The sequence below is a fragment of the Rhodococcus koreensis genome, assembly GCF_900105905.1.
Taxonomy (GTDB): domain Bacteria; phylum Actinomycetota; class Actinomycetes; order Mycobacteriales; family Mycobacteriaceae; genus Rhodococcus_F; species Rhodococcus_F koreensis.
In genome coordinates this window covers 1356512-1377269 of record NZ_FNSV01000005.1, presented here as the reverse complement: position 1 = coordinate 1377269, position 20758 = coordinate 1356512, and the positions used below count along the sequence as shown (strand labels likewise).

General features: G+C 67.1%; 22 protein-coding genes and 1 pseudogene. 15 read left to right on the top strand and 8 right to left on the bottom strand.

Annotated features, from left to right (window positions below; translation table 11 throughout):
- Positions 1-12: 12 nt before the first annotated feature.
- The 4 genes and pseudogenes from BLV94_RS11085 to BLV94_RS11070 all read left to right on the top strand — a co-directional run.
- Positions 13-1356 carry a hypothetical protein gene (locus tag BLV94_RS11085; protein ID WP_072937893.1) on the top strand — a complete coding sequence of 448 codons (1344 nt, stop codon included), beginning with the start codon at positions 13-15 and terminating at the stop codon, positions 1354-1356.
- Positions 1357-1376: 20 nt separating this feature from the next.
- Positions 1377-2408, top strand: coding sequence for a glutamate ABC transporter substrate-binding protein (locus BLV94_RS11080; protein WP_072937997.1), 1032 nt, complete (start codon positions 1377-1379; stop codon positions 2406-2408).
- Between the two features lie 93 nt (positions 2409-2501).
- The gene (locus BLV94_RS11075) at positions 2502-2966 is read left to right on the top strand and encodes a MarR family winged helix-turn-helix transcriptional regulator (protein ID WP_072937894.1); all 465 of its coding nucleotides are present in this window, start codon (positions 2502-2504) and stop codon (positions 2964-2966) included.
- 47 nt (positions 2967-3013) lie between these two features.
- Positions 3014-3294, top strand: a pseudogene (locus BLV94_RS11070) (hypothetical protein); the annotation flags it as partial.
- A gap of 124 nt (positions 3295-3418) precedes the next feature.
- Here BLV94_RS11070 and BLV94_RS11065 read toward each other — a convergent pair.
- Complete coding sequence (locus BLV94_RS11065; protein ID WP_072937895.1) at positions 3419-4792, bottom strand: wax ester/triacylglycerol synthase family O-acyltransferase; 1374 nt, start codon at positions 4790-4792, stop codon at positions 3419-3421.
- 204 nt (positions 4793-4996) lie between these two features.
- Entirely contained in the window at positions 4997-5236 is a 240-nt protein-coding gene (locus tag BLV94_RS11060; RefSeq protein ID WP_072937897.1) for a three-helix bundle dimerization domain-containing protein, read from the bottom strand.
- Positions 5237-6153: 917 nt separating this feature from the next.
- Between BLV94_RS11060 and BLV94_RS11050 the strand changes: the two genes are divergently transcribed.
- The 4 genes from BLV94_RS11050 to BLV94_RS11035 all read left to right on the top strand — a co-directional run bounded on the left by BLV94_RS11050 (position 6154) and on the right by BLV94_RS11035 (position 10432).
- The gene (locus BLV94_RS11050; protein ID WP_072937998.1) at positions 6154-7941 is read left to right on the top strand and encodes a zinc ribbon domain-containing protein; all 1788 of its coding nucleotides are present in this window, start codon (positions 6154-6156) and stop codon (positions 7939-7941) included.
- An 8-nt stretch (positions 7942-7949) separates the two neighbouring features.
- Positions 7950-8141: a hypothetical protein gene (locus BLV94_RS11045; protein ID WP_072937899.1), complete on the top strand. Its 192-nt coding sequence runs from the start codon at positions 7950-7952 to the stop codon at positions 8139-8141.
- 448 nt (positions 8142-8589) lie between these two features.
- Positions 8590-8838 carry a hypothetical protein gene (locus tag BLV94_RS11040; protein WP_244163579.1) on the top strand — a complete coding sequence of 83 codons (249 nt, stop codon included), beginning with the start codon at positions 8590-8592 and terminating at the stop codon, positions 8836-8838.
- 253 nt (positions 8839-9091) lie between these two features.
- Entirely contained in the window at positions 9092-10432 is a 1341-nt protein-coding gene (locus BLV94_RS11035; RefSeq protein ID WP_244163578.1) for an alpha/beta fold hydrolase, read from the top strand.
- 22 nt (positions 10433-10454) lie between these two features.
- Here BLV94_RS11035 and BLV94_RS11030 read toward each other — a convergent pair whose 3' ends face one another.
- Both BLV94_RS11030 and BLV94_RS11025 read right to left on the bottom strand, forming a co-directional pair.
- On the bottom strand, positions 10455-10907 hold the full coding sequence (locus tag BLV94_RS11030; protein WP_072937900.1) for a SixA phosphatase family protein: 453 nt from the start codon (positions 10905-10907) through the stop codon (positions 10455-10457).
- Between the two features lie 114 nt (positions 10908-11021).
- Positions 11022-11345 (bottom strand): ANTAR domain-containing protein, encoded by a 324-nt coding sequence (locus tag BLV94_RS11025; protein WP_241031558.1) that lies wholly within the window; start codon positions 11343-11345, stop codon positions 11022-11024.
- A gap of 180 nt (positions 11346-11525) precedes the next feature.
- Between BLV94_RS11025 and BLV94_RS11020 the strand changes: the two genes are divergently transcribed.
- On the top strand, positions 11526-12038 hold the full coding sequence (locus BLV94_RS11020; RefSeq protein ID WP_072937902.1) for a DUF6328 family protein: 513 nt from the start codon (positions 11526-11528) through the stop codon (positions 12036-12038).
- 42 nt (positions 12039-12080) lie between these two features.
- Here BLV94_RS11020 and BLV94_RS11015 read toward each other — a convergent pair whose 3' ends face one another.
- Positions 12081-12725, bottom strand: a complete 645-nt coding sequence (locus BLV94_RS11015) for an LUD domain-containing protein (protein ID WP_072937904.1) — start codon at positions 12723-12725, stop codon at positions 12081-12083.
- 637 nt (positions 12726-13362) lie between these two features.
- Between BLV94_RS11015 and BLV94_RS11010 the strand changes: the two genes are divergently transcribed.
- Both BLV94_RS11010 and BLV94_RS11005 read left to right on the top strand, forming a co-directional pair.
- Positions 13363-14064, top strand: a complete 702-nt coding sequence (locus tag BLV94_RS11010; protein WP_072938001.1) for an MspA family porin — start codon at positions 13363-13365, stop codon at positions 14062-14064.
- A 260-nt stretch (positions 14065-14324) separates the two neighbouring features.
- Positions 14325-14930, top strand: coding sequence for a CPBP family intramembrane glutamic endopeptidase (locus tag BLV94_RS11005; RefSeq protein WP_244163577.1), 606 nt, complete (start codon positions 14325-14327; stop codon positions 14928-14930).
- Between the two features lie 42 nt (positions 14931-14972).
- On the opposite strand, the gene BLV94_RS11000 is transcribed toward BLV94_RS11005, so the two are convergent.
- Positions 14973-15413, bottom strand: coding sequence for a nuclear transport factor 2 family protein (locus BLV94_RS11000; RefSeq protein WP_072937906.1), 441 nt, complete (start codon positions 15411-15413; stop codon positions 14973-14975).
- Between the two features lie 104 nt (positions 15414-15517).
- On the opposite strand from BLV94_RS11000, the gene BLV94_RS10995 reads away from it, so the two are divergent.
- Entirely contained in the window at positions 15518-16483 is a 966-nt protein-coding gene (locus BLV94_RS10995) for an NAD(P)-dependent alcohol dehydrogenase (protein WP_072937908.1), read from the top strand.
- A gap of 203 nt (positions 16484-16686) precedes the next feature.
- Here BLV94_RS10995 and BLV94_RS10990 read toward each other — a convergent pair whose 3' ends face one another.
- Together BLV94_RS10990 and BLV94_RS10985 are read right to left on the bottom strand one after the other, a co-directional pair.
- Positions 16687-17451, bottom strand: coding sequence for a 2-phosphosulfolactate phosphatase (locus BLV94_RS10990; RefSeq protein WP_072937910.1), 765 nt, complete (start codon positions 17449-17451; stop codon positions 16687-16689).
- Positions 17448-18386 (bottom strand): LysR family transcriptional regulator, encoded by a 939-nt coding sequence (locus BLV94_RS10985; RefSeq protein WP_072937912.1) that lies wholly within the window; start codon positions 18384-18386, stop codon positions 17448-17450. The genes BLV94_RS10990 and BLV94_RS10985 overlap by 4 nt, the downstream gene beginning before the upstream one ends.
- A 71-nt stretch (positions 18387-18457) precedes the next feature.
- Between BLV94_RS10985 and BLV94_RS10980 the strand changes: the two genes are divergently transcribed.
- The 3 genes from BLV94_RS10980 to BLV94_RS10975 all read left to right on the top strand — a co-directional run bounded on the left by BLV94_RS10980 (position 18458) and on the right by BLV94_RS10975 (position 20720).
- Positions 18458-19678: an MFS transporter gene (locus BLV94_RS10980; RefSeq protein WP_244163576.1), complete on the top strand. Its 1221-nt coding sequence runs from the start codon at positions 18458-18460 to the stop codon at positions 19676-19678.
- Between the two features lie 80 nt (positions 19679-19758).
- The gene (locus tag BLV94_RS49535; protein ID WP_167372160.1) at positions 19759-19911 is read left to right on the top strand and encodes a hypothetical protein; all 153 of its coding nucleotides are present in this window, start codon (positions 19759-19761) and stop codon (positions 19909-19911) included.
- Between the two features lie 185 nt (positions 19912-20096).
- Positions 20097-20720, top strand: a complete 624-nt coding sequence (locus BLV94_RS10975; RefSeq protein WP_072937915.1) for a maleylpyruvate isomerase family mycothiol-dependent enzyme — start codon at positions 20097-20099, stop codon at positions 20718-20720.
- Positions 20721-20758: the final 38 nt, after the last annotated feature.

Below are 20758 nucleotides of genomic sequence, written 5' to 3'. Positions count from 1 at the left end.
CGAGGAGGACTGGTGTTCCTGCGTGGAGACACCGTAGCCGACGACCCGCACGCGCTGGACGAGTCGCTGCTCATCGAGCCCGAATGGCGCCGGCCCTCCTGGCGGGGCTTCGTCGCATCGACCCCCGGGCGCCTGTCGGTGATCGCCCTCGTCCTCGTCGCTGCCGCCCTCGCTGCAGGAACGGTCACCTCGGCGATCAACGGGGCGCGTCAACAGGAAATCAACGCCTTGCGGACCCACTCGGAGCCTCTCGCCGACGCGGCACAGAGCCTCTACAGCTCGCTGTCGATCGCAGACGCCGCCGCGACAACGTCCTTCATCTTCGGCGGGGTCGAACCGGTGGCGGTACCTGAGGATTACAACCAGGCTGTCGGTGATGCCTCCAACGCGTTGGTGACCGCCTCGAACGGCGTCGATCCGGCAGACACGGAAGCTTTGGGCCTGCTGTCGGAAGTGTCGCGGCGTTTCGCCGAATACACCAGTCTGGTCTCCACCGCCCGCGCCAACGATCGCTCGGGAAACCCGATCGGAATCACGTATCTGCGCAACGCGTCGTCGATGATGCAGAGCACCATCCTGCCGCTGGCGCACCGCCTCTGCACCGAGCAGTGGAAGTCGGTGGCCGCCACACAGATGCGGACAACCCGACTGCCGGTGGCCGCGTTCGCTGTGACGACCTCCGCTCTCGGCGCGCTCGTGCTCGCGCATGTGTACCTGACCCGCAAGAGCCGGCGGCTGTTCAACCCCGGCCTGATCGTGGCCACACTCCTCATGGCGAGCCTCCTGACGTGGTCGGTGGCAGCGTTCGGGATATCGACGTCGGCGGGTGAGCGTGCGAGGACTGATGGGGCGCAACCACTCAGCGCTATCGCTACGGCCCGGATTCTGGCGCAACAGGCCCGGGCGGACGAGATGCTCGGGGTGTTGCAACGCGGTTCGGACCCCCAATCCGAGGTCGACTTCTCGCGGCATTCGACGGTGCTGTCCGAGATACTCGAACAACACCGGAACTCATCCGGCGAGGCCGCCGACGCCGCGATCGCCGATGCCGCCGCGGCGCTCGAGGGCTGGCGGAGCACCCACGAATCGCTGCAGCAGAAACTCGTGATCGGGGATTACCCGGCGGCCGCAGCCATGGCGGTCGATCCGGGGGCACTCGCGCCGGCTGCCCGGTTTCTCGCGCTCGACGAGGCGTTGCAGTCCGCGATCAACCAATTGAGGAACGAGGACCGTGAAGCCACGACCGAGGCGTATCGCTCGACATCGCTGTTGGGCGTGGGTGCGGTCGTGCTCGGCGTGCTCGCCGGGTTCTCGGTCGGCGGAGGCATCTGGCCCAGACTGAACGAGTACCACTGATGTCCCGGCGAGGTGAGTGGATGCTGACGAATCCCCGCGTCGAGCATGCACATGGGCGCCGAGAATCTCGTGTTCGTGGCCTCATCGGCGTGCTCGTCACCACCGTCGCGGTACTCGCCGGTTGTGGGACACCCGCGCCCGACACTCCCGCCGTCGCAGGCGACTATTCGGAACAGTCTCTGCCGAACGGAACGCAGATCATCCCGCCGTCGGGTCTCGTCCCTCCGGCGCCTGTTCCGCCGTCGGCGTGCGGGGCGTCGGCGAGCCTGCGTCCGGGACCCCCTGTTCCGGCGGGTGCGGTGCCACCGGGGAGGCTGGTCGCCGACATCGTGGCGCGGGACCGGCTGATCGTCGGCGTCGATCAGGACACCAACTTGCTCAGTTTTCGTGACCCGACCACCGATACCCTCGAGGGATTCGATGTGGACGTGGCGCGGGAGGTCGCCCGCGATCTCCTCGGCGACCCGGCGAAGGTCGAGTTCCGACTCCTCACCCCGGGCGGCCGCCTCGACGCGCTCGAGAAGAACCAGGTCGACATCGTCGCGCAAACCATGACGATCACGTGTCAGCGCGCCGAGCGGGTGGCGTTCTCCACCGTCTATCTCGAGGCGTACCAGCGTGTGCTGGTGACGGAGGGGTCGGGGATCGCGGGGTCTGCGGACCTGGCAGGCAGACGGGTGTGCGCCGCCACGGACACCACCTCGCTCGCGACGATCCGGCGGGTCCAGCCGCAGGCCACGATCGTCGCGGTTCCCGATTGGGCCGATTGTCTGATGGTTCTCCAGCAGCGGCAGGCGGATGCCGTCAGCACGGACGACGCCATCCTCGCGGGTCTGGCCGCTCAGGATCCGACCCTCGAGATCGTCGGACCATCGCTGGAAACGCAGCCGTACGGCATCGGCATCAACAAGACCAACACCGATCTGGTGCGCTTGGTGAACGGCACCCTCGACCGGCTGCGCGTGGACGGAACGTGGATGAGGCTCTACGACCGGTGGTTGACCGTCCTCGGTCCGGTCGCCGGCCCGCCTACGCCGACCTATCGGGATTGAGGATCCGCCGGTCGATCCGACCAGCGGAGCAGGCTCGCAATTAGTGGGGATTATCCATCATCTCAAATCCCCATTACTGCTACGGTGGGGTTCATGCCTTCATCCACGACGCCCCCGGAGCGCCTGTTGCGAAACCCCACGTTCGTGGTGGCGCAGCTGCATCGGGTGGGACGCGAGGACCTCGAGGGTGTGCTGGCGGCCGAGGGGCTGAATCTGCGTACGCACTGGATTCTCTGCTGTCTCGAGGAGCCCGGTGAGCTGTCCCAGAAGCAGCTCGCCGACGTACTGGGCGTCGATCGCAGCGACATGGTGCGACTGCTCGACGACCTCGAGAAGCGCGGGTTCGTGGCCCGCACCAAGAACGCCAAGGACAGGCGCAAGCACGTGCTGTCGTTGACGTCGGCAGGCCGGCAGGTCCGGGAGCGCAGCGACGAGTTGGTGGAGAAGGCATCCGATCAGCTCTACGGCAACCTGTCGGCGAAGGAACGCCGAAGCTTGCAACGCCTCGTCCTGAAGGCACTGGGCCTGCCGAAGAAATACGCCACCCCACCCACGTAGCCGGCGCAGCCCCGGTTCCACGGTGTCCGTTGCACCGTTTTTTACCGGCCCGGTTGCTTCTGCGGAAGATCGCACCGGGACCCTACCTACGTGGCGGTTCCCTACACCTCCGTATCTGGGTGGCCGAGCGGCTGATCGAGGCGAGTGGGGCGGCGAACCTGTCCGGCGCCACCTGGATGTGTATTTCGCGCGCGCACTCGGTGCGAAGATCGGGCGGCGGGTCGACCTGCACACCCTGCCGCCCGTCGCCGGAATGATCGAACTCGGCGTGGGCTGCTCGATCGAACCCGAGACGGATCTGTCCGGGTACTGGGTCGACGGCGACGTCTCTCGTGATGCGCGGGGATCGAGTGCCCGACTCGACCCGCTGGCAGGGCAACCCCATTGCACCGGAGCCCGAACACCGCCGATGACCGTGCGTGGGGGACCATTCGCGTGATGCGCCGTCCGCGTCACGGGGAGGCCGCACCGACCGCGGTGTCGAGGTCGGTCAATGCGGCGTCGAGGTGGCCGATGATCCGATGCAGGTGGGGGACCGCGGTGCGGTCGCCGACCACCGCGACGTGCAACTGCCCGGATCGACTGGTCAGTGTGATGCTCAGCGCCTGGCCACGCGCGAGGGTCGGGATCGGGTAGACGGCGTCGAGATGGGCGCCGTTCCAATACCGCGGTCGGGTCGGTCCCGGGGTGTAGGAGATCATCACGTTGAACGGCGGCGGGATGTCGTCGAGGACCCGGCGGACCGGGTCGAGCATGATCGGACTCAATGTCAGGGCACTGATCAGTTGAAATTGGGTACGGCTCAGGGCGGCGACAACTCCACTGGTGTGCGCGACGGAGTCGGCGATCCGGTTCAGGCGGGCAAGTGGGTCGCCTTCGTCGGTGGCCAGGGACACCACCATTGCCCCGATCCCACGGTCGCCGCCCGGCCTGATGGTGGGGCCCTCGCCGAGGTTGAGCGGGACGGGGAGCATCGCGGTCAAAGGCGCGTCGGGAAGGGCGTATTGGTCGAGGAGATACGTGCGCAGCGCTCCCGCGCACATCGTCAACACCACTACGTCCAACGGTGCGCCGGTGCGGGCGGCGAGCCGGCGCAACCGTTTCAGGGGCCAGGATCGGGCGGAGACTTTACGGGCGCGGCCGGTTGGGGCGTTGAAGATCGTCGGCGGGGACTGCAGAGGCAGCGTGAGGGTTTCCTCGGTCAGGCCGTGGTAGCCGGCGCGGACCAGAGTGGGGACGGCGGCGGCAATCTCCCGCGTGATGATCAGGCCGGACCACAGCACTTCGCGTGGGTCCAGTGACTGATGTGGAGCAGGGGCCGCGACGGACGGGCTCCAAGGCGCTGGGCAGTCCCGGCTGTCCGGATCGACCGAGAGCGTACGGTGCAGCAGCCGCATCCCGGAGGCGCCGTCGGTCAAGGACAGGTGAAATTTCGTGTACACGGCGGTGCGCCCGTCGGTCAGGCCCTCGATGACGTGCATCTCCCACATGGGGTGCTGCGGATCGAGCGGGATCGAGTGCATCTGCGAGACCAGCCGCAGCAGCTCGGCCATGGTGCCGTCGCCGGGAACGGCGCTGTGCCGCACGTGGTAGCCGAGATCGACGATTCTTTCCGACCGCCACCACGGATACCCGTGCAGGGGGCGGATGGGCCATTTGCGGAATAGCTCGGAGGCCTCGGTGTTCGCGTGCAGGCGCTCGACCATGTCGGCGGCGTGGGCACCGGATGCGGTGTCTTTCGGGGGATCGAACAGGGTCAGTGTGGCCACGTGCATCGGGTGCGACGGGGATTCGAACAGCAAGAACATCGCCTCGGTCGGGCTCATCGGCGCCAGCCCGCCGATCCCAGCTCGCACGTCCCACCTCCCGGCCTTGTGCGGTCCCAACAGAGCACACCGCGTCTACGAGGATTGTGGTTTCCGTCGAGACCACAGACACCGGACGGCACTGATTCCACGCAGGCACGCAGGCACGCAGGTCCGCGGAATGTGGGATGCGCGCGGGTTCTCGCCGTCGGGGCAACGTGACGACTAGGGCGACTCGTGCACTCTCGGGTACGCGCTGGACGGCGCGATCGTCACGGATTTGTCGAGTGCCTTCACCGCGGCGCGTTCGACGAGCAGGGGCACGAAGTCCCGGATCGGGCAGCTGTCGAATCGATGATGGGCGGTCTCGACCGCATTCTCGACCCGGCCGGGGTCGAGGTATTGATATCGCTGGATCAGGTGTGCGCGCACCACGTCGATGTGCTGCCGCTCGGTGACGTCCATAACAGAAATTGTCGTCCCGTCGACCGCTGTGAGGAAGGGGTTTCCCCAGGTTCACCTGCAGAGCACAGACGTTGCCGGCCGTGTCCGGGACGGGGGGCGGGGTTGACGCCGGTCGGCGGGCTCGACAACGATGTGCCGGTGGATTGCAGCGGCGCAGTCTTGTGACGCACCGCGGCACCGCCGGTGTGGATCCGGCCTCAGCGAGCAGGGGAACCGGATGACACCGACCGAGCACGTCGACCCTGATGCCGCGCAGGCGTTCAACTGTTGCCGATATGTCTAACACTAGTAATCGGTTCTGGCATTGTCTGCCTGTGTGAATTGGTGACGCCGCGGAATGCTTGGGATGTCGGTGGTTGTGGTGTGCAATACGGCGGCATGGGGCTGGTGGTCTTCTGGGCGTGTCGGTTCGGGTCACCGAATCATTGACCGCGCGGACCTCGCTCCTTTCTGGGCAGGCCCGGAGGGGACTGTGCGGGAGCGACGCCGGAAAGGGGGTGGAGGCAGTGTCTTGCCGGGTGTGGGGCTCGACAGGACAACGGGACGTCGATGGCCAATCGGGAAAAGATGGTGCGGGACAGCGCCACTGGTGAGGTGTAGTGGGGTAGGCGTGGATCGCGGCCCCGAGTCCGCGGGGCGGCGGGCGGGGTTGGGCCGGATGCTCGGCGGCGCGGCCGAGCGTCGGTTCACGGTGGTGCGGGTGGTGTGGCGCGGGATCGATTGGGCCGGTTCGCCCGTGGGCTGGTTCGGGCGGTGCTTGTCGGAGGTCGGCGTTACAGTCGAGATCGTACGAGAGGGGGAGGTCACCTGTGCTGATGGGAGGGTCGATGAATGACGTCACGGCGGTGCCGGCATCGTTGTCCGGCCCGTTCTCCGGGCGCTGTGGTCGACACAGCATCAACGACGGGGTCTGCACGATGCCGCGGCAGTTCGCGTTCACCACCCGCGCCCATGTGGCGGTCGACGACGCGACCGGTGAGCCGATCGGGCTCGACGACGTCGACACCCGGGTGGGGTGGCTCCTCGACCTGATCACCACGGCCGGCGGCCAGTTGGCGTCGCGGCTGTGGCAGCCGGCGACATTCGACGTGCTCGCCGCCGGACGGGACCACCAGGACCGCAGGCTGCCCGCACAGGGTCACGTCGCCGCGGCCCGCCTCGGCTGGAACCCGCACTACCCGGACGGAATCTACGTGCCCTCGCGGGTCACGCGGGTGGTGGCCGCGCAGGTGATGGCCACCCTGCGGACCCTCGCCTATCGGGACACCGCGATCACCGCGCTGTCTGAGGGATTCGACCCGGCCACCGGCCGGATAGCCCCGACCACCGCCGCCGCGGACTGTGTGCCAATGGGTTTCGCCCGGGGCGTGCGGCGCCAGCTTGTTGCACACGCCGGCCACACCGACGACGGGGCACCGGCCGACCGGTTGCGGATCACCGACGTCCAGGGCCCGCCGCAGACGAGCGCGATGGCCCGACTCTCGGCAGCCGATCGGCAGCTCGCGCAGATCACCGCGGCAGGGCGTGAGTTGGTGTTGACGGTGAAGCTGCCCACCTGCCCCGCCCCGGCGGGGCGGGCGCAGTGGCGGCGGGTCCGGCTGACCGCCGCCATCCCCGGGCACCTGCACGGCCGGGCGATCACCGACTGGCATCTGCCGACCCTCGTCCTCGACCGGAAGGGTCTGCTGTGGCGGTGCGCGGCGACCGAACTCGTCCCCGACTGTGACCTGGGATCGGCGACCGTCGCGGTGGGGGTCGATTGGTCCCCGTCCACACTCGGTGCCGCCGCCATCACCACCGAGAACTCGGACGGGTTGTCCTCGGATTACCGGGGCTTCGCCTACGACGACCGCGGCCTCGGGACCAAACTCGCACGCCTGCAGACCGAGGGGCAGATGCTGCACCGTAAGGCGGCGCGGTTGGAGAAACTGGCTGCCACCGCCCCACCCGAGGTCCGTACCCGGCTGGAGGCGAAGATCGCCGTCCTCGACGCCCACCGCGAGGCGGTGGGCGTCAAGCGGGGAAAGATCAACCGGGAACTCGCGTTTCATTTCGGCCGCCAGGTCACCGAGTACGCCGAGGCGGCGGGCGCGGAGATGATCGCGGTGGAGGATCTGACGACCCTCGAGACCCGCGGGCACGGTCGGGTCAACAACAATCGGGCCGCGCAGTCGGCCCGCCGTAAAGCGGTCGCCGCCCTCGCGCACACCGCCGCCGGTGTCGGTGTCGCGGTGGTCTCGGTGCCGGCCCGGGGATCGTCCGCATTGTGTCCGGGCTGCGACGCACCGCTTGTACGCCCCGGCGGCTATCACACCGCATGGTGTCCCCGCTGCCGGGTCGGCGGCAACCGCGACCACGTTGCCGGCGTGAACCTGGCCAAACGTGCGCTCCTCGGCAGAAACAAAGTCGCCCGCCGGCGTGGGCAGCTGCCCACGATCCGGGTCGCCGAGCACGCACCGGTCCGCAAGTCCCGGGACAAGACCAGCCCGACCCCGAGCAGGCCGCGGCATCGCCGGGTCCGCCACAGCCTGCCCACCACACCACAGCAGGTGGGGGTGACTCCGAAACATCATGTTCCTGCACCTCAAGCGTCGGTGTGGGACACGGTCAAACCCGCACCGCCGCACGGTGATGCGGGTAGCCGTGACACACGTACATCTCCCACGCCCGCCACGCCAGTGGCAGAGAGTATGAGATCTACGTAGACGCTCAGGTGTTTCGGGACCTGCTGCACGAGGAGATCGCGGCGCTCACCGCCCGCATCGAGTCCACCCCGCGATACACCGGTGCCGAAGACTCCGAAGGCATACGTCTGCGCGGGCAACGCGGCGAGGCGTGTCAGTTGTTGGCCCGTCTGACCGCCCGGTACCCCGAGCTGGACGGCCCCGGACCCGCCCGAGGATGATCGCCGCCCCGGATCAGGCGTGACGCTGCGAAGGTGGCTTCGGATATTCTCACGCGATGAAATCGGCGGCGTCACCGTTGCGTTCGTCAGTTTTGTCGGTGACGGCGCTGTGCGTGGCGTTGTGTGTCACAAGTTGTGTCGGCGCTGTTGATCGAGCGGATTTCGATGCTGCGATGCGGACACGTGGTGGGGGTATGACGGGCGCACTCGTCCGTGACGGGTTGGCGGAGCTTGGCACCCGGTACGGCGTTGCAGACGTGGAGGTGACGAGTGTCGATGTGGCGCCGGTCGAGCCGCTGGATGTGACGGTCGGGAACCCTTGCGAAGCCGGATCAGCTCGACCGGTACACCTTTGACGGCGAGTGGTTGAGCGACGCCAGTCCGGTGATGGTCTCCGCTGTGGAGGATCTCGGGTGTGGAGCCCGCGCCGCGGCGGCGACGGAGGGTGATGCCGGCATTGTGGTGGGTGATCGGCGTTGTGGCGGCCGTCGGCATGTTCACGTTGGTTGCGTCGGTGATCTGGCCGGGCCAGGCGGTCTACCTTGCCCCGGTGTTCTGTGAACAGCCGATGGACGAGGGGATGGTCGTGTCGGATACCTATTCCGACGGCGACGGGACTTCCACCAACTTTGCGTTGTATTGCGTCGGGGACCGGGGGAAACGGTCGACGAGGGATGGCTGCGTCCGTTCCTGCTGATCTGGGCGGCGTATCTGGCGGTCGTGGCAATCGTGTTCGCGGTCGGACGCATGTCGCGGGTGCCGCAGCCGGCAGGCCCCGGAGCCGAAATACGGGATCAGGCGGATTAGTCGGTGCCTCGCCGGTGTTGAAACTAGGACGGAACGGCAAACATCGTTCCCGAGGAGCAACGCACCGATGCACTCCTCACGAGGGAGTGCATCCTCAGCGATCCGACCTGGACCGGTGGGTATCGGAGCGGTAAGGAGTGGTCATGACCATGGCACGCTCACCCGTGAGCTGTGATCCGGAAATCTGTCTCGCCAAGCATCTGCCACGCGATGTCACCCGCAGCGCGCTCGGCCACCGGCGGGTCACGATGAACCTCGACATCACCGACCACGGCAAATGGACCGTCCGCATCGACGAAGGCACCGTCACGTACCGACGCGGCGGGGTTGCGCACCCGACAAGCACCGTCCGCACCGACGCGGCCACTCTCGGCGACCTGCTCGCCGGCCGCATCAGCGTGGCCGACGCTTTCCTGTCCGGTGCACTCGAGATCCGCGGCAGCATGACAACGGTCCTCGCGATCGGCGGTACCTTCGCGCCCGACGTCGAATTGCCGACACGGGCACGTGCCCGCGAGACCAGCGCCTACGGGGTGCACACGGGATACCTCGAAGCGGGTGACCCGGACAAACGGCCGGTGGTGCTGCTGCACGGTCTCGGTGCCAACAACTCCTCCATGCTGCCGGTGCTGGCAGACCTGGCATCGGACCATCGGGTGATCTGCCCCGATCTTCCTGGGTTCGGATCCTCGGCGGCCCCGGCCTGGCGTTACACCCCCGAACAGTTGCATCGCTGGTTACGGGCCTTCCTCGATGCGGTCGACGCCCGCGGCGCCGCGCTGATCGGACATTCTCTCGGCGGCCGCGTCGCTCTCGAACTCGCGCTGCGCGACCCGGATGCTGTTACCGGGTTGGTGCTGGTGTGCCCGGCGATGGCCTTCCGTCGCCGGCGCCGACTGACCTCACTGGCCCGGTTGCTTCCGCTGGATGTGGCGCGGCTTCCCCTCGCCGTGCCGCCGCGGCTCCTCCACGCGGGGGCCCGTGCCGGGCTGCGGGCCCTGCTGGCGGATCCGGGCGTGGTGCCGCGGCACTGGTACGAGGCCGCAGCTGACGAATGGGAGCTGTCGTTGCGGCATGCCTCCCGCCGCCGGGCGCTGTGGTCGGCGCTGCTCGGCCTGTATCTCGACGAGCCGTTCGGGGAGACAGGCCTCTGGGACCGGATCGCGGGCCTCGAGGTGCCCGCGCTATTCCTGTGGGGCGACCGCGACACACTCGTTCCGGCCCGATTCGCCCGGCACGTCACGAGCGCCGTTCCCACCGCCAGGTCGGTGACGCTGCACGCCTGCGGGCACGTACCCCAGTTCGAGCGGCCCGAGATCACGCTCCGTCTGATCCGCGAGCAGCTCGCCACCACAGCCCAGCGGGGTGCGGTCAGGCAGCGACAATCGATGAGCGCACGACGCGGCGCGAGGCGATCCCTCCACTCTGCCGGAGCCCGTGGCCGACGTGAGTCGACCCGCTCGAACACTGGGCGCATCGCCTGAGGTCCGAAACCATGACCTGGCTCTACTGCGGTGGCACGGGGTCGATATAGCGCAGTGGGGCATGTGCATTCAGCAGCCAGGCTCCGCCCTTCGCAGTCTGCCCGATGGGGTACATGCGTGTTCCGTCATCGCGCGTGCAAGCGGCCAGCCCGGTGAGGACTTCGCCGTGGGTGCACCACAGGGTGCCGGCGAGTTCGATGGTGTCCAGCGCGGCACACAGGTCGTCGGGAGCCGCATCCGGGGCGAGCAGCGGATGTTCGTGGATGGGCAGGCGGTGGGCAGCGGCCAAGGGGGCGAGGGTGTCGAGGCAGCGGGTCGTCGGGCTGCAGTACAGGACGCGCAGCTCGACTCCGGCGAGTGTGCCGACGAGGCCGGTGGCCTGGTCACGTCCCAGGGCGCTGAGGGGCCGGTCGGCGTCGGGCCCGCCCCAGTTCTGCTTTCCTATCGCATGGGCGTGCCGAAGCAGGACGAACATCCCAGGGCCTCCCTCGGCGAGAGCGTGCGTGTGCGGGTCAGCATAGGCGTCGGAGTCGAACGGATCGTGCAGATTCGCGCAGCACGGAACGTGGGTGCGAGAGGGCGTCCGGCATTACCGAGAGGACCCTGGCCGATACGCGAGGCGTGACTCCCACTCGGCCAGTGATGCGGTGGCGTCAGCGTGCCGTTCGGGGGATCCCAGAGGGGGACATGCGTCCATCGCGAGATCTACCAGAGCATGGGCGACGGTCAGCACACTGAGGTGATGACGGTGCGCGACGCGGAGCAATTCTTCGAAGGCATCGGTTTGGCTGCAACGGCGTAGTGCGATCACGATGCCTTCCGCCACCGACAGCGTTTGCCGTCCATCCATCGCATGATCGACGCCGACCCCATCACGTTCGGTGATCGAGTTGGATTCGGGCACAGTCGTCATGGGCATCATCTCCGCGATGTGCCTTCAGTGTACGACCGCGGATCGGGCCTGCGACTCGACTTTGCCCGCCTGCGCATGCCGGCGTTTCCGCCCCAGGTGGGGCTGTAAACCTGCGTATGTCGGAATCGACCATGCCTATCTGCGGGTTCCATCGGCCCGGAAATCGGGTACCAACTGGACATGGACAGCACAGAGGGCCGGCGCGACGCCGCATGGAACCGCCGGGTCCGCGACGAAACCGAGGTCCAGCGACTCGACCGCAATTGGAGCAACCTGCTGCAGGAACTGCGCGTCGTGCAGACGGGTGTCCAACTCTTGACCGGCTTCTTGCTGACCCTGCCGTTCCAACAGCGGTTCGAGGAAGTGTCGGATGCGCAGGAGGTGATCTACCTCGTGACTGTCGCCCTCTCGGTCACCGCGACGATGATGTTGGTCGCGCCGGTCGGCATTCACCGACTGCTGTTCCGTCAGCATGCCTTGCCCACCCTCGTGGCGACCGGACAACGACTTGCGATCGGCGGCATCGCCGTCCTGGGTGTCGCCCTCGTCGGCGTGGTTCTGCTGATCTTCAGCTTCGTGGTCGACATGGCCGCCGGGATCATCGCGGCCGCGGTGGCGCTGTTGATGTTCTTCGGGTCCTGGATTCTGCCGGCGCTGTCGCACCGTCGCTCCATCGACGACGCCGAGCGGTGAGGTGCCGACCGAAACGCATGATGGCAATCAGTGCGAACGCAGTCAGAATCCGATGGCTTCGCGGATGAGAACGACGGTTCCGCGGCCCGGGACCAGTTCGCGTCCGTTGATCAGGATTTTCGAGATAGTGCTGCGGACGCCGTAGGCATGTTGGGCACGGACGTCTTCTTTTGGATAGGAATAGGTTTCGATGCGGAGTAGAGCGGTGGACAGATCGGGCACCACCTTTTGTGAGCCGACCACCCACACCGCCATTACGGCACCCGACGCGTAGGGGGCGAGTTGGCTGCCGCTCGCAGACGCGGTGACGAGCTTTCCGTCTTCGGTGACCGCGTGCACACTCCCGATCACCACGTCCGGTGCCGAGCGGGTGACGCGTACGTCGTCGTGGCGTGTGCTCATGTCCCAGTCGGACTGCTCGGCGCGCAGGCTGCGAAACTTTCCGGAGGAATTGATGGTGTCGTCGAGGCCGGAGAGTCTGAGTGTCTCGCTGGTCGCGGTGAAGATCGTCTTGTCGGTCGGGAGCAGGTCGGTTACGAGGGTGTGCGCAGCTTCGACGGTGTCGACGATGTGCGCGGTGAATCCATTGCGGCGCAGACTTTCCGCTGCCCTCTCCATCCGATCGGAGTTGGCGGGTACTGCGAATGACTCGTCCACAGCGAGTTCGACAATGGGATTTTCGGTCATGATGTGCGTCCTTTCGATGTGGGCGTTGCTGGATCGGCTGCCCGGCGGCGAAGAGCGCCCGCACCCTTACCGCGACCGGTGGGCATCGTCACAATTCTCCCGCGTGCGACGTCGCCGTGCTTGCGGTCGCCGAACATGCACCTCGCCTCCTCGGCCGTCCAGCCGATCGCTTCCTGCGGAGCGGCGTACCTCCGCCGGTGACCAGTCGAGGCAGTCACCGCTCGAGGTAGGGTGCGTATCGCAGTGGGGCGACGTACGGGACCCCGCCGGGCCATGGGTGTTGGGTCGGCACCACGGTGGCGGGGCGGGGTCGAGGTGCCGCATCCTGACGGGTCGAAATCGGTTGCCGCGACACCTTCTCAGCGTAAGCGCGACCGAGATGTGTCCGAGACCAAGTGCCCGGGAAGTCTGGGTGAACGTTCTCGGGAGACCTCGGGTGGTCGACCCCCAGCGACGCGAAGTCGAATCTGCTCCTGCGGCGGGGCCGCTATCAACGGCGAACCTCCTGGTCAGCGGCGACTGATCACACGAAACGCTCGTGAACTTCTGAACAACACAAAGACGTCGCAAGGCCTGATTGGTTACGCTCTGCATGCTTTTTCGTATCGGTTGCAGTACGTACTGAATGGGGATCGGCATGACGAACATCAGCGCAGCTCGACCCGGACGCACACCCTTCACCCGCCTGGCGGCAGTCGCAGGCATCGCCGTACTCGGCATGGTCATCGGTAACGGCACCGCTTCGGCAGGTGTCGACAACTCCAGTTCGGTCATCGACGCGGCCGGCAACCGCATCGAGGTCCTGCAGGGCGACACGCAGTATCAGGTCGTTCCGCCGCTCGACGGCGTACCGACCAGCGTCGAGTTCTTCCACAACGGCTACGCCGGGGTGAACATCAGTGGTCCCGATGCGGCGGAGTTCGAGGGCACGCAGCTCACCGTCGGGTACCAGATCGGCTATCCGGTCGCGTTGGCCGGTGCGACGATCGTCCTCAACTCGCCGGGCCTCGGATTCGCGATCGGGTCGGACACCGGAATCGACCTGGGGCTCGTCCCCGACTTCACCCTGGACCTGAGTGCGGGGACCAGCGCCGAGCTGGCCGGTGACATCATCCCGTCGCAGGAGCTGGACATCGATTTGGAGCCGGGCGGTATCACCACGGTTCCGCTGCTCGAGGGCCAGGAATTCGACGGACCGGAGGCGCTGGTGCGAATGCAGGGCGTTCACGGTTCGATTTCCGGCGCGATCGGCCCGGTGACGATCCGGCCGTATGCGATGGCAGTGACGGAAAATGGGGACACGGTCATGACCTACGGTGTGCCCCAGAAGCTCAACTGAGCGAGGACTCCGAACAAGTCCCGGTGGAGGCGCCGCAGGTCGCTGTCTCGAATCCGACCCGCGGCGCGCTCCTGCACCCGAACGAACCAATGTGGGAGGGTTCCGGTGAGTGACGTCACGAGCCTCGGGTGGAACTCGGATGGAGTGTCCTCGTCGACAACAAGATTCGATTCGGCAGCCACCCTTCTCGACCCCTCGGCGCCTGCGGTGACCCGGTGACGAACCGGCGGTTTCGGAAGGCATATCTCGCAGGCGAGTACGTGCTGCTGTTCTTCGGGCTGGCGAGCATCTACGCCGTCCTGTTTCGCGGCACCAGCCCGATCCCGTTCCTTCTGGTTCTCGGCCTGGCGGTCGTCGTCTATCTACTTCGGTCGTCCGGCTTTGATCGGGCGTCGCTGTGGCGTCCGGGAACCCTTTGGTCTCAGGCGCGATCGATCGCGGCGCTCTGGTGTCTCGCCGCGGTGTGCCTCAGCGCTACAGTGGCATTCCTGCGCCCTGGTTTGCTGTTCGCATTTCCTCGCGAGGACCCGCTGATCTGGGCTCTCGTGATGGTGTTGTATCCCTTGCTCAGTGTGTATCCCCAGGAGCTGATCTTCCGTGGGTTCGTGTTCCACAGGTATGCAACGGTTTTCGGCGAGGGTGCTCGAATGGTCGCTGCGAGCGCCGTGGCATTCGGCTTTGTACACATTGCGTTCGGCAGCTGGATATCGGTCGCGATGACGATCGTCGGCGGGTGGATATTCGCTTCGAGATATCGTCGCACTCGATCGCTGTTCACGGTCTCTGTCGAACACGCGTTGTACGGCATGCTCGTCTTCACGGTTGGTCTCGGCCAATACTTCTATCACGGAGCGGCGGGCGCCTAGCTTTGCCCGGCCGTACCAGTTGCCCCGCTCGCGGATGGACCGTCAGCGTGGTGGCCAACCCACGGCGTCGAACACAGCGATCGGGTCGAGGTAGTCCCGCCAGTGCGAGATCTCGCCGTCACGGAGTGTGAGCACGGAGATGTACCGGTTGGAGTATCGCTGTCCCGTTCCCACCACGTGGCCCTCGGACGCGTACTCGAGCACCACAATTCCTGTGGTCGGGTCGTGGTGGACGGCCAGGTCGAAGCAGCGGTCGAGAACGATGGTGGTGCCGTAGGGGCGGTAAAGCTCGGCGACCGCGGAACGGCCCTCGACGTGCCGGGGGTACCCGGGAACGGTGACCACGTAGTCGACGGTGATGTCTTCTGCGAGGAGGTCGAAGAAATGACCGGGCTCGACCAGTCCGTCCACACCTTGTTCGATGATTCGAAAGAACGGTTCGAGCGCGGCGAAGTCCGCAAGGTCGGCAATGGGCGCCTTCACAATGTCACCCTACTTCCACATCCCGTCCGTTCGGCGTCAGATTGAGCGATGATGGATCAATCGCGGCGACGATCTCGGAGAGCACGCGGGAGGAGGAGCTACCGGTGAAGGCAGTCACGTACTCCGAGTTCGGGCCGCCGGAAGTCCTCAGCGTCCGCGAGGTTGCGCGACCGACACCGAAGCCGGACGAGGTGCTGGTGCGAGTGCACGCGACGACGGTGACGAGGGCCGAGACCCTCATGCGCAGGGGGTCGCCCCGCTGGGGGCGTCTCGTCCTCGGCGTCACTCGGCCGCGGAAGAATCGGCGGATTCCCGGGCTCGAATTTGCCGGAGAGATCGAAGCGGCGGGCGCGGACGTGCGCCGATTCGCTGCCGGCGACCAGGTTTTCGGATTCGCCGGATTCCATCTGGGTGCGTGCGCCGAATACGTCTGCTTGCCCGAGTCCGCGTCGCTCGAACGGAAGCCCGCCGGTATCAGCTTCGAGGAGGCGGCCGCCGCAGTCGACGGACCCTCGACGGCGCTGTACTTCCTTCGCGACAAGGCACACGTCCGCAGCGGCAGGCACGTTCTGGTCAACGGCGCCTCCGGGAGCATCGGTACCGCAGCGGTGCAACTTGCCAAACACCTCGGCGCCGAGGTCACCGCGGTGTGCAGCCCCCGTAATGCCGATCTGGTCACCGACCTGGGCGCCGACCACGTCGTCGACTACCACACGGAAGACTTCACCGCCCACCACGAGACCTACGACGTCATATTCGACACCGTCACCGCGACCTCCTTCGCGCGATGCCGACGGGCGCTCACCCCGCGCGGCTGTTATGTCCCCACGACCGGCCTGATCAATTGGCCGCTCGGTGCGTGGACTGCGCTGCGCGGCGGGCGCACCGTGCGGCCGGGGATGTCCGTTGAGAAGCAGGGAGCACTTGCCTATGTGAAGGAACTGATCGAATCCGACGGATTCCGCATAGTCGTCGACCGCAATTTCCCGCTGGATCGGATCGTCGACGCGCACCGATACGTCGACCTGGGCCACAAGGTCGGCAACGTGACGGTCACCGTCAACGGTTGACGTGTCCGGTCAGGACGAGTGTCTCGTCGTACCCCAGTGGTCGACCTCGGCCGTCAGCCTCCAGATCGAGGCGGCACCGCTTCGTCACTCCATCTTCGGCGGAACGCGGAATGTTGCCCATTCCCGTCTGGTCATCACTTGTACAACCGCTGTTTACCGAGACGGATTCGATCCCCGCCGAGACGAGGCAGTCGCTCCGGCGGTCAACCGACTGCGCGTCCTCGGAAGACCCGGCTCTCGAGGACGGGGACGGCGGTGCTCCGGTCGACTTCGGCGGCGATGGCGACGTCCTCCGGGTATCCCGATGCGCGCAATTCTCGTCCTGACGCGGACTCCGCGAGGGACTGCGGGAGGGTGTCCGCGACGGCGCGCCAGGCGGTGATGGCCATCAGGGCTTCCGGCGACACCTCGGCGTCCCAGCCGGTCGCGGTCAGTGCGCACATCACGGCGCCGGCACCCCACAGGTCTTCGATCGCCGGCCGGAGTTCGCCGCCCGGCCACTTCTCACCGGCGGCGATCACCGACACCACCGACCTCGGTGTGTAGTGCCGGGCGATCCAGCCGGCGACCGCGGTCGCATTCCGTAGCGAGGCTCCGACGCACACCCCGGATCCGGCGCCGAGTTCGAAGCAGATGCTTGATCCGTTCGGTGAGGGGAGGACCAGGCGGCGCGGCGCGGTGGTGCATCGAATCGTGTTCGGCGACAAGCTGATCTGACCGTGCGCCACGCGGCTGCGCCTGACGGCGAGAACCGCGTCCGCCTCACTGGCGTAGCGTTCGGCGGACTCGTCGTTCCATCGGTACGGCAGCACGTCGATGCCGGCATCGACCGCCACGGTCAGGGTGGTGGTGAACGAGAGGACGTCCACCACGACCGCGACGTCGGCGACGGCCCCGACGGCTTTCGCCCCCGGTAGACCCCAGTCGAACCGCAGTCCGTACTCCAGTTGGAGATGTTCGCGATTCACGGCGACTCCCTCGGATTCGGTTGCTCGTCGTGACGGTTCCCCGTCGAGGTGAGCGCGACGAGGGCGGTGAGCACCGTGGTGACCGCGGCTCGCGGGGCGCCGGGCAGCAGCGCTGCGCCGATGTCTCGGGTCGCCCGGGGATCGTCGAGGCGTATCTGCGCGCAGCCGGGTGGGGGAATGTCGGCGGCAGGCATGATGCCGACGCCCAAGCCGGATGCCACCAGGCCGGACACGGTCCGCAGGTCCTCGCCTTCGAACGCGATCGTGGGGAGGGCGCCGGCTCGCGCGAACAGGTCGTCGACGGATCCGCGGAGGCCGTAGCCCGGCTTGAGCGTGATGATCGGTTCGGATGCGAGGTCGCGGATCGTCGTCGATGTCGAGGCGGCCTGCGGGTGCTCGGCGGGCACCAGGACGACGAGTGGCTGTTCGAACAGCGGCGTGACCGTCAGTCCGTCCGGCGGAGGGTTGAGACGAGAGACGAGAGCGATATCGGCCTCCCCGTTGACGAGGGTGTTCAGGCACGTGCGCCGCGCGCCCTGGCTGAGGACGAACCGGATCGCCGGATCCTCCGTGCGGACGATCCGAATCAACTCGGGCACGAGGTGCTCGCCGAGCGACGTCTGAAAAGCGATGCGAACGGTTGCTCGCGTTCTTCGGTCCTGGGACCGGACGGCGTCGAGGCCGTCCACCACCGCTTCGAGTGCGCGTTGCGCGTACGGCACCAGTGTCCGGCCTGCATCCGTCAACCGGACGCCACGCCCGTCCGGTTCCAGGAGTGGTGTGCCGAGTTGCTTCTCCAGGCGGCGGACTATCCGGCTGACCGTGGGCTGGGGCATTCCGAGCATCGCGGCGGCAACGGTCACGTGTTCGACCTCGCCGAGGGCGACGAGGACGGGAAGGTGCGGCAGCAGGGCCTTGACCGCCTCGCTATTCATGACTCAACTGTATGAGTTCTGCGCCCAACATGTATTGGATTCATCGGTCGTGTCGCTTTAACGTCGACGACATGTCCGCCACGCATTTCACCGAGAAGGACACCCGCGAGCCGGTCGCCTCGCCGGACCTGCCGACGGAGGCGAATCGGGACCGCCGGCTCTCGGCGGCCCTGTGGTGTGCGGGCCTGGCGACCTTCGCGTTGATGTATGCGCCGCAAGGGCTCCTGACGCAAATCGGGCACGACGCCGCCGTCAGTGCCGCACAGGCGTCGCTCCTGGTCTCGGCGGCCACCCTCGGGCTGGCGTTGTCGGTGCTGCCGTGGGCCCGGTTCTCGGATCGAGTCGGACGTCCCACCGCGATGCGGTATGCGGCGGCAATCGCCGGGCTGCTCGCCGTGGCAGTCCCCTGGCTACCCACGTTCGAGGCCCTGGTGGCGGGACGATTCGTCCAGGGTGTGGCACTCGGAGGACTACCCGCACTGGCGATGACGCTGCTGCACGAGGTCGCGGTCCCGGCGCGGACGGCCGTGCTGGCCGGTTCCTACGTTGCCGCAACATCTTTGGGTGGTCTGGGTGGCCGGCTTCTGGTCGTCCCGGTGGCGGATCACCTCGGGTGGCGTCCCGCGCTCGCGATTCTCGGAGTGGGCCTGGCCATTCTGATGGCCGTCCTGATCGTGCTGTTACCAGCCGGGCAGGGGCAGCGCTCCACCGTCCCGTCCAGTGGCAGTCTCGCCGTTCACCTGCGGGATGTCCGGCTGCTGGCACTGTTCGGCATCGGTGCGCTGCTCGTCGGCGGCATGGTGGCGGTCTTCAACTACCTTCCGTTCCGCCTCGAGGCGGCCCCCTACCATCTGGCGCCGACGGTGGTGTCGCTCATCTTACTCGCATATCTGGCGGGCACTGCGGGCTCCCGCGCCGCGGGCTGGCTGGTCGGCAGGCTCGGCCACCGAACCGTGCTCGTGCTGGCCTGCACGTTCATGGCAGGTGGGACGGTGCTCAGCCTCGACGGGTCGCTGATTCTGATCCTCCTCGGTCTGGCCGCGGTGACCGCCGGACTGTTCGTCGGCCACGCCGTCGCGTCCGGCATGGTCGGCGCGCACGCGACAACGGGCCGTGCACAGGCGACGGCACTGTACAACGTCTCCTACTACGCCGGATCCAGCCTGTTCGGCTGGGTCGGAGGTATCGCCTGGGCGAGCGGACACTGGGCCGGCGTGGCCGTGCTGGTCCTCGTCTTGACGATGCTGGCCCTCGTACTCGCCGTTCTCCCGAAGACGAACCCGCCGCGGTGAATCTCTCCGGTGGGCCGGGGCTACTGTCCGTGGGCAGACCTGTTGTAATGGGGGACAAGAGACAAGGGGGAGGGCGCTTGATGACTGAGGTATTCCTACTCGGTGCCGTGCTGTCCGGCGGCATCGGTTTCTTGGGTTTGGCGGTCGCACTGTTCGGGGGAGCGGAACCGAACCCTCTGTGCGCGAGTACGTTCGACGGCCGTACCGAAGTCTGTGACGATTTCCGGTCCTGACCGGAAACGTGAACGTCGGTCGGCCAACCGATTCTCGTACGTCGATCGGCAGGTGGATAGCGCGTCTGTTCGGAGAATTCGACCTATAGGCGGTCCAGTCGCGATCTTTGCGACTGGACCGATGATTTTCTGCGGATCCGGGAGTCCTACTCGTCAGACGATGTGGCCGACCGAAGGAGAGAAACGTGGAAGATGTCTGGTCGATGGTGCACGCGGAGCGTGCCGCGCTGATCGACGACCTCGGGAACCTCGACGACGAGCGGTGGGACGAGCCGTCGCTCTGCGGGGAGTGGACCGTCCACGACGTGGTCGCTCACCTGGTCGACACCGCTCGGACTACGCGCCTCGGTTTCGTGATCGGGCTCGCCCGGGCGCGGTTCGACTTCGACTGTCAGAACGCTCACGGCGTGGAACGCGAACGTGGGGCCTCTCCGCAGGAGACGCTGGAGCGGCTTCGCCGGGTGGCGTCGCGCACGTCGACGCCCCCGGCGCCCCTCGACAGCCGGCTCGTCGAGGAGGTCGTCCACGGTGAGGACATCCGTCGACCGCTGGGCCTCACCCGCTCCTACCCGGCGGACGCCGTCGTCAGATCGCTGCGCCTGCAGACGCGCACCCCGGCGTCGTTCGGCGGCGCCAAGGAACTGGTTGCCCGTGTTCGGCTGACGGCCGCGGACGCCGACGTATCGATCGGCGACGGTCCGGAGGTGAGCGGCACCGCCCTGTCCCTTCTTCTGGCCGTCTCCGGCAGGAGGGTGGCGCTGGACGACCTCGACGGACCGGGAGTCGGCACGCTGGCGATGGCGATCTGAGATCGTCCTGCAGGGGTGCGGCGTCAGCGGCCCTGGTA

Coding starts and splice junctions, on each gene's coding strand:
- BLV94_RS11080 (WP_072937997.1), top strand. CDS start 1,377: ATGCTGACGAATCCCCGCGTCGAGCATGCACATGGGCGCCGAGAATCT.
- BLV94_RS11075 (WP_072937894.1), top strand. CDS start 2,502: ATGCCTTCATCCACGACGCCCCCGGAGCGCCTGTTGCGAAACCCCACG.
- BLV94_RS11065 (WP_072937895.1), bottom strand. CDS start 4,792: ATGAGCCCGACCGAGGCGATGTTCTTGCTGTTCGAATCCCCGTCGCAC.
- BLV94_RS11060 (WP_072937897.1), bottom strand. CDS start 5,236: ATGGACGTCACCGAGCGGCAGCACATCGACGTGGTGCGCGCACACCTG.
- BLV94_RS11050 (WP_072937998.1), top strand. CDS start 6,154: ATGCCGCGGCAGTTCGCGTTCACCACCCGCGCCCATGTGGCGGTCGAC.
- BLV94_RS11040 (WP_244163579.1), top strand. CDS start 8,590: ATGCCGGCATTGTGGTGGGTGATCGGCGTTGTGGCGGCCGTCGGCATG.
- BLV94_RS11035 (WP_244163578.1), top strand. CDS start 9,092: ATGACCATGGCACGCTCACCCGTGAGCTGTGATCCGGAAATCTGTCTC.
- BLV94_RS11030 (WP_072937900.1), bottom strand. CDS start 10,907: ATGTTCGTCCTGCTTCGGCACGCCCATGCGATAGGAAAGCAGAACTGG.
- BLV94_RS11025 (WP_241031558.1), bottom strand. CDS start 11,345: ATGACGACTGTGCCCGAATCCAACTCGATCACCGAACGTGATGGGGTC.
- BLV94_RS11020 (WP_072937902.1), top strand. CDS start 11,526: ATGGACAGCACAGAGGGCCGGCGCGACGCCGCATGGAACCGCCGGGTC.
- BLV94_RS11015 (WP_072937904.1), bottom strand. CDS start 12,725: ATGACCGAAAATCCCATTGTCGAACTCGCTGTGGACGAGTCATTCGCA.
- BLV94_RS11010 (WP_072938001.1), top strand. CDS start 13,363: ATGACGAACATCAGCGCAGCTCGACCCGGACGCACACCCTTCACCCGC.
- BLV94_RS10985 (WP_072937912.1), bottom strand. CDS start 18,386: ATGAATAGCGAGGCGGTCAAGGCCCTGCTGCCGCACCTTCCCGTCCTC.
- BLV94_RS10980 (WP_244163576.1), top strand. CDS start 18,458: ATGTCCGCCACGCATTTCACCGAGAAGGACACCCGCGAGCCGGTCGCC.
- BLV94_RS49535 (WP_167372160.1), top strand. CDS start 19,759: ATGACTGAGGTATTCCTACTCGGTGCCGTGCTGTCCGGCGGCATCGGT.